Raw genomic sequence first — 7,757 nt, 5'->3', positions numbered from 1 at the left:
TGATGTCATAACCGTAAAAGACTATTATACTAATTTCTAAAACTATTCACTTCCTACCAAACCCTTTTAGAGTTTACCACATTACTTGTGAAAAACAAAAAAAATGATTTATAATAATAGCCCCTCGAGGGCAATCGAACGGACAATAGATGATGATTAGGTATGGGCTTCGACATGCTCAGCCTGACAAAAGTAGGGCTTTACACTACCTTCTTAATCACTCGCAATTTATGCGTATGTTTCTTTTGATGTACGTTGTAAATACCTGAGTGATCGAGGCGGTCAAGGCGCACTTCGCCGTGGGCGTGTATGATATAGTTATCTTCCATGATGATGCCTACGTGTACAATGTTGCCTTCTTCATTGTCAAAAAACGCTAAATCCCCAGGTTCGCTTTCTTCAATAAAACTGAGGGCTTCACCTTGGGTGGCTTGCTCTGAGGCATCGCGTAAGAGTCGGTAGCCGTTTAAGCGATACACCATTTGTGTGAATCCAGAACAGTCGATGCCAAACGGCGTTCTGCCTCCCCATAAATAAGGCGTATTTAGGTATTGTAAAGCAGTTTTAATGAGATGGCTTTTTTCTTTTTTACCGGACACACTTGAACCTTCGTAGGTATAATTCAGCAGGGAACAGGTGTGTACCGATCCACCGAGAAGGACGGTGTGTAATTGCCCGTGAGCGTCAGACACGAACTGTACGGGGTCGGAGATGAGTGCGGGTGTTTGCGCTTTCGCAAAAGCGTATTCCTCCTCACTAATCTCCCGATATTGTTTATTATCAATCCAACCTACATAATTGTCATGGGCTAAGCGAATCCGACTCCAAGATTTCCGTTTTTCAGGCACCTTAAAGACTTCTCCAAAAAGAAGCTGATTCACCATCTCACTGCGATCAGTGGTTTCTAATCGCATGGGGATGCTACTCAAATGACAAATTCCGTATTTCATATAGGAAGGGAGGGCGTACTATAGGTTTTCGATCACGATGGCAGAAGCACCACCACCGCCGTTGCATATCGCAGCAGCCCCTAGCTTTCCATTGTTTTGTTTTAATACGTTCAATAAGGTAATCAGGATTCGCACCCCACTACATCCCAACGGATGTCCTAGCGATACAGCACCACCGTTTACATTTACATTTTTATCTGTGAGCCCTAAAATCTTCATATTCGCTAGACCAACCACAGCAAAGGCTTCATTAAACTCGAAGAAGTCAATCTCATCTTGTGTGACACCTGCTTTGGCTAGTGCTTTTGGTAAGGCTTTAGATGGGGCTGTGGTGAACCATTCTGGCTCGTGTGCCGCATCTGCAAATCCTTTAATCACACATAATGGCGTTAGATTCAGTTCTTTTGCTTTTTCTTCACTCATTAAAATCACCGCACCTGCACCGTCATTAATCGTAGACGCATTAGCAGCCGTTACCGTTCCGTCTTTTGTAAAGGCAGGGCGTAGGGTAGGAATTTTGTCCATACGCACGTTGGTAAACTCTTCATCTTTACTTACAATCACATCGTCTCCACGACGTTGTGGTACAGCAACAGGTACGACTTCTTCATCATATTTTCCTGCTTCCCAGGCGGCAGCACTACGCTCGTATGATTGAATCGCAAACGCATCCTGATCTTCTCTTGAGAATTTATATTCGGTGGCGCATTGGTCTGCACAAACACCCATCGCATTGCCATCATAAGCGTCGACAAGACCGTCTTTTTGCATTCCGTCCACCATAGTTTGTGGTCCAAATTTATGTCCGTTACGTAAGTGTACGTAATGGGGGATCTGGCTCATGTTTTCCATACCACCAGCAACAACTACATCGTTATCACCTAGCATAATGGATTGTGCACCTAGCATTACGGCTTTCATTCCTGAAGCACATACTTTGTTGATCGTGGTACAAGGAACGGTATCTGGAATCCCAGCGCCAATAGCGGCTTGTCTTGCGGGTGCTTGACCTACGCCAGCTTGTACTACATTTCCCATAAAAACTTCGTTTATAGAAGCGGGATCTAATTGTATTTTATCCATAGCGCCTTTAATCGCAATGGTTCCTAATTTACTGGCAGATACAGAGGAAAGGCTTCCTAAAAAACTTCCTATGGGCGTACGTGCAGCAGCAACAATAACTACATTTTTACTCATAACTTATGGTATTTATGATATGATAAAATCACTACGCGAAAGTACTAAAATTTAGGATATGTGTTCTTGATAGTTATGCACGTTTTTTGAACAATATTTTTTGTCTTTTTGGCTCATCCTAATCTTCTTCCAGCGGTAGAAGGAATTACTTGTTTGCAGTGTTTGCAAATAGAGTACTACTCTAAAATAGAACAATACTCTATTTGTGCAGTGAAACCTTTAGGAGATTTTATGTAAAATTTCGTGTGCTTTCCCTTCTGTCTATATCTCGTTACTCGATATAGCTACCTTTCCTCGCTGAGGGAAGGTGCTATTTTGGTTTGCGTATAAGTTATTTCGCTTTCGCGAAAGCGTATAAGGATATCACATATTTTAATTCCTCCTTTGAGGATAAGGGGGGCTTTTTTTAGTACTTTAGCTTTGTTAGAAAATATGATAACAACTGTGGTAAAAACATTTTATAAAAATCAAGACCTACTCTATAAGCTTTTACTGATTGCTACTTGTGCGGTGTTGATTGTTTATTTCCTTCCCAAGAGTGGAAAATTTCAATATGATTTTCAAAAAGGATTTCCTTGGGCAAACGAAAATTTGTACGCCGATGAGGATTTTGCCATTCTAAAAAGCGAAGAGACACTGGAACAAGAGCGCGAAGAGATTCGTTCTCAGGCGTTTTTATATTTTGAATATGACGAAAATGTGGTGGATGATGCCATCGCTCGTTATGATGCGGCATTTCCAAATGTATTTAAAGATTCTTTGATTGTTAATGTATCTAAATCAAGACTTAAAAAATTTGGTCGTGATCTTTTAACGGAGATCTATACAACTGGAATCGCCAAACAAAAACCAGCTTTAGATACGAGTCGCTTGGCATATCTTAAAAATGGAAGTGAAGTCACACAGGTAAATTTAGGACAGATTTATGAAGCAAGTGAGGTACCGTCGGTATTGCAAGAACGCTTGGATGATAGTAATTATGCAACGTACAAAAATCTCTTTTTGCAAGTATTTTATGACAGTATTTTACCCAATGCGGTATATAACGCGACACTTACACAAAATACGATTTCTGATGAGTTATCACAGCTTTCTCCTACAAGAGGAGTTGTGACAAAAGGGAGTCGGATTATTGCGAGAGGAGAACTTGTAGAAGGGGAGGCATTGCAGAAAATGATTTCGCTTAAAGCGAAATATGAAACACAAAACTTTAGCGACTCTCGATATAATTGGATTTTGGTGGGGTATATCGTTTTAGTCGTTTTGGCATTGGTAATGCTATTACTTTTTATACGGAATTATCGCCCAAAAGTATACGAGAATAATACACAGATTACCTTTATTCTTTTTAATGTTTTATTAATGGTATTGCTGACTACAGCAGTTGTGAAGTTCAATCCTGCGTATGTGTATGCCGTTCCTTTGTGTATCCTCCCGCTGATTATTAAGGCGTTTTTTGATGCGCGATTAGGATTGTTTACACACGTGATTACGATTCTGCTTCTTGGGTTTATCGTACCTGATAGTTTTGAGTATTTCTTTTTGCAAGTCATCGCTGGGATTGTAACAATACTAAGTACACAGGAATTGTATAAAAGAGCGAATCTCTTTATTTCTGTGGGTCAGATCACGTTGATTTATATCATTGCCTATTTTGCATTTAATAGCATCCATCAAGGTGGTGTCGAAAACCTAGAATGGGAAAATCTAGGACTTTTTGTACTCGCTGGACTTGCTACCTTATTTGTACAACCATTGATCTATATTTATGAAAAGATTTTTGGATTAATGAGTGATGTGTCATTATTGGAATTATCAGACACCAATTCTAAACTCCTTAAACTACTCGCCGATAAAGCACCCGGAACATTTCACCATAGTCTAAATGTTGCCAACTTATGCGAAGCTGCAGCAAACGAAATAGGGGCTAACGCAATGCTCGTGCGCGTAGGGGCTTTATATCATGACATTGGGAAAATGAATAATCCTACTGATTTCACCGAAAATCAGTCGACAGGTATTAATGTGCATGATGAGCTTTCTCCTAAAGAAAGTGCTCGTATTATCATTGATCACGTCATTGATGGGATTGAGATCGCACGAAAAAATAATTTACCAGATCGTGTGATTGATTTTATCCGTACGCATCACGGTACGAGTACCGTACATTACTTCTATATGAAAGAAAAAGAGGTCAATGAGGATGCTGTAATCACTGATTTTCAATATCCAGGACCGCTTCCTTTTAGCAAAGAGACGGCTATTCTGATGATGTCTGATAGTGTGGAGGCAGCTAGCAAGAGTCTAAAAAATCCTACGTCTATACTTATTGATTCTTTTGTGGAAAAGATCATTAAAAAACAAATGGACGATGGTCAGTATCTAAATGCGGATATTACGTTTAAAGAAATCCAACAGGTCAAAAAGGTGCTTAAGAAAAAGTTGGTTAATATTTATCACTTGCGTATTGAGTATCCGGAGTAGGGTTTTGGTCTTTAGTCTTTATTCGGTGGTCGTTGGCAGTTAGTCTTTAGCTGTTGGTAGGTGGTCGTTAGTTTATGTTTTTTTGTCCAAATTACCAAAATACTAAATCATATAAATAGAGTAATACTCTATTTGTGATCTGAGATCCCTTAAAAGTTCCTGGACAAGATCTCATGTTTCTCTCCCTTCCGTCTATATCTCGTCCCTTGATATAGCCACCTTCCCTCGCTGAGGAAAGGGGCTTTAATTTGAGTTGATTTGATTTTCGCGAAAGCGAAAATTGTATCAAAGGAATGAATTTGCTATGTTTCTCCTTTCGGGTTAGGAGGCTTATCGAATAGGAGGATACGTATCAGGATCTGCTTCGTGCATCATCTCGTATACTTTTTCAAAAATATCTTCGGCAGATGGTTTTGAGAAGTAGTCTCCGTCGGTTCCGTAGGCAGGTCTATGTGCTTTCGACGTTAGTGTTTGTGGTTTACTGTCTAGGTATTGATAGGCATCTTGATCGTCAAGGATGTGTTGTAATAAATACGCACTCGCACCTCCAGGCATATCTTCATCGATCACGAGGATTCGATTGGTTTTTTGTACACTTTTTACCACATCATGGTTGATATCAAAAGGTAATAAGGATTGTGCGTCAATGACTTCAGCATTAATATCAACAGTGAGTAATTGTTGTGCAACTTCTTGCACAATGCGTAACGTACTTCCGTAAGAAAGTAGAGTAATATCAGTTCCTTCTTTGACGGTTTCTACCACACCAATAGGGGTTCTTAGTTCACCTAAGTTTTCTGGCATTTGTTCTTTAAGACGGTATCCATTCAAACATTCTACGATCAAGGCAGGTTCATCACTTTCTAATAGTGTGTTGTAAAAACCAGCAGCTTTGGTCATATTACGAGGGGTTAAAATATACATTCCTCTTAGTAAATGAATGGCTGCTGCCATTTGTGATCCGCTATGCCAAATTCCTTCTAGTCGATGACCTCTGGTACGTACAATAAGCGGTGCTTTTTGTTTTCCATGGGAACGGTAACGCAAGGTGGCTAAGTCATCGCTTAGTATTTGGATGGCATAGAGTAGGTAATCTAAGTATTGTATTTCGGCAATAGGACGTAGGCCTCTCATCGCCATTCCAATCCCTTGTCCTATAATAGTGGCTTCACGGATTCCTGTATCAGCTACACGTAATTCGCCATATTTTTCTTGTAGTCCTTCTAGTCCTTGATTTACATCACCTATGGCTCCTGCATCTTCTCCAAAAATAAGGCTGTTAGGATGTGTGTTGAAGATGTGATCAAAATTTTCACGTAAAATCACACGTCCGTCTACCGTGGTACTATCGTCTGTGTATATAGGTGCTACTTCTTCAATTTGAGTGGCATTACTAGAAGACTCGCTATATAAGTGCGCACTATAATCTGGTTGTGTTTTTTCTATATAGGAAGTGATCCACTCCTGGAGTGTTTTTTTGGCAGGAGAATTTTCTCCTATCACATAGTGCAAAGCTCTACGAGAAATCCGTAAAAGATCGCTTTTAAGCGGTTCTTTATTGGAGGCGAGTTCTGTATGTAGGGGTTGTATAAAACTCCCGTTAGCGGACCCTTGAATCAGGTCTTTAAGTATAGAAAGTACTTTTTGTTGTTCGGTTTGAGTAGGGTAAGAGAACGCATTCCAAGAGGCTTTTTTACCATCTCGTACTTCTTTTTTGATTCCTTTGTCAATCAGGTCAAGTTCTTCTTGTGTGGCAAGACCTTGCGCAATGATCCACTCTTTAAATTTTACATTACAATCGTGTGCTCTTTCCCAAGCAAGACGCTCTTCATTTTTGTAACGTTCGTGTGATCCAGAGGTAGAGTGTCCTTGTGGTTGGGTTAATTCTAATACGTGTACAAGTACAGGAATGTGTTCTTCACGAGCAATTTTTCCAGCACGTTCATAGGCTTCAATAAGCGCAGGATAATCCCAACCGTTTACGCGTATAATTTCGTATCCGTTTGCATCTTCCGTACGTTGGAAACCACTTAGGATTTCTGATATATTTTCTTTGGTAGTTTGATGTTTTGCGTGTACTGAGATTCCGTACTCATCATCCCAAACACTAATGACCATTGGGACTTGTAACACGCCAGCGGCATTAATGGTTTCAAAAAAGAGTCCTTCACTAGTACTGGCATTTCCAATCGTTCCCCAAGCGACTTCATTTCCGTTTTCGGAGAAGTTTTCTTTTTGGGTCGTTTGTACGTGGCGATATACTTTTGATGCTTGTGCAAGTCCTAATAATCTAGGCATTTGTCCCGCCGTAGGGGAGATATCTGCACTTGAATTTTTTTGTGCTAGTAAGTTTTTCCAGTTTCCATCTGCATCCAAACTGTGTGTTGCAAAGTGACCTCCCATTTGCTTTCCGGCACTCATAGGATCAAAATCTATGTCTGTATGTGCGTAGAGTCCTGCAAAAAACTGTTCTATATTGAGATGGTTGATCGCCATCATAAAAGTTTGATCTCTGTAATATCCAGATCTGAAATCTCCATTTTTAAAAGCACGTGCCCACGCAAGTTGTGGTAGTTCTTTCCCATCTCCAAAGATACCAAATTTTGCTTTTCCTGTGAGTACTTCTCGTCTTCCTAAAAGGCTACATTCCCGACTCGTTACCGCTATTTTATAGTCTGCAAGTACAGATACTTTAAAATCTTCAAAAGATAACTTTGCAGTTTGAGTCTTTGTTGTTGCCATAGAGATGTGGTATAAAAAGTTGTGCGAAATTACAAAAAACAACCCTCAAAAGCAAGGAGATTTTGCGTTAACAAATTCGATATAATTTAGTATAACTATGTTTTTAATGAGAATAATCCAATAAAACAGAAATAATTAGATTTCTATTAAGAAATTGACAACTATAAAAGCGGTGGTATACGCTTTCGCGAAAGCGTACACAGGACAACTACAACGTTTTCTATATTAAAGTGAGTTCTACGTAAACAATTAGTGAGTCTTTTAGTGTAATTACGTTAAAGTTTAATGTAATTTACTTATAATCAAGTTATTTGTTCATTTTCTTTGCTCGTTCAAAAAATACCTAACTAAAAGAAAATACTCTTTTTATGCATGTGATTTCTA

General features: G+C 39.5%; 4 protein-coding genes. 1 reads left to right on the top strand and 3 read right to left on the bottom strand.

All coding sequences use genetic code 11. From position 1 onward, the window contains the following. Positions 1-200 precede the first annotated feature (200 nt). Together Q0505_RS14760 and Q0505_RS14755 are read right to left on the bottom strand one after the other, a co-directional pair. A complete protein-coding gene (locus Q0505_RS14760; RefSeq protein WP_299214350.1) occupies positions 201-950 on the bottom strand; it encodes a C40 family peptidase in 750 nt (249 codons plus the stop codon). A gap of 18 nt (positions 951-968) precedes the next feature. Next, positions 969-2,147: an acetyl-CoA C-acyltransferase gene (locus Q0505_RS14755; protein WP_299214348.1), complete on the bottom strand. Its 1,179-nt coding sequence runs from the start codon at positions 2,145-2,147 to the stop codon at positions 969-971. Positions 2,148-2,579: 432 nt separating this feature from the next. Here Q0505_RS14755 and Q0505_RS14750 point away from each other — a divergent pair, with 432 nt between their 5' ends. Beyond that, positions 2,580-4,631, top strand: a complete 2,052-nt coding sequence (locus Q0505_RS14750) for an HDIG domain-containing metalloprotein (protein ID WP_299214345.1) — start codon at positions 2,580-2,582, stop codon at positions 4,629-4,631. 330 nt (positions 4,632-4,961) lie between these two features. Here Q0505_RS14750 and Q0505_RS14745 read toward each other — a convergent pair whose 3' ends face one another. Further along, complete coding sequence (locus tag Q0505_RS14745) at positions 4,962-7,373, bottom strand: alpha-ketoacid dehydrogenase subunit alpha/beta (protein ID WP_299214342.1); 2,412 nt, start codon at positions 7,371-7,373, stop codon at positions 4,962-4,964. Positions 7,374-7,757 lie beyond the last annotated feature (384 nt).

It is taken from the genome of uncultured Dokdonia sp. (assembly GCF_937910895.1).
Taxonomy (GTDB): domain Bacteria; phylum Bacteroidota; class Bacteroidia; order Flavobacteriales; family Flavobacteriaceae; genus Dokdonia.
Note: the sequence above shows the minus strand (reverse complement) of the source record. Positions and strands in the feature narration are given on the sequence as shown.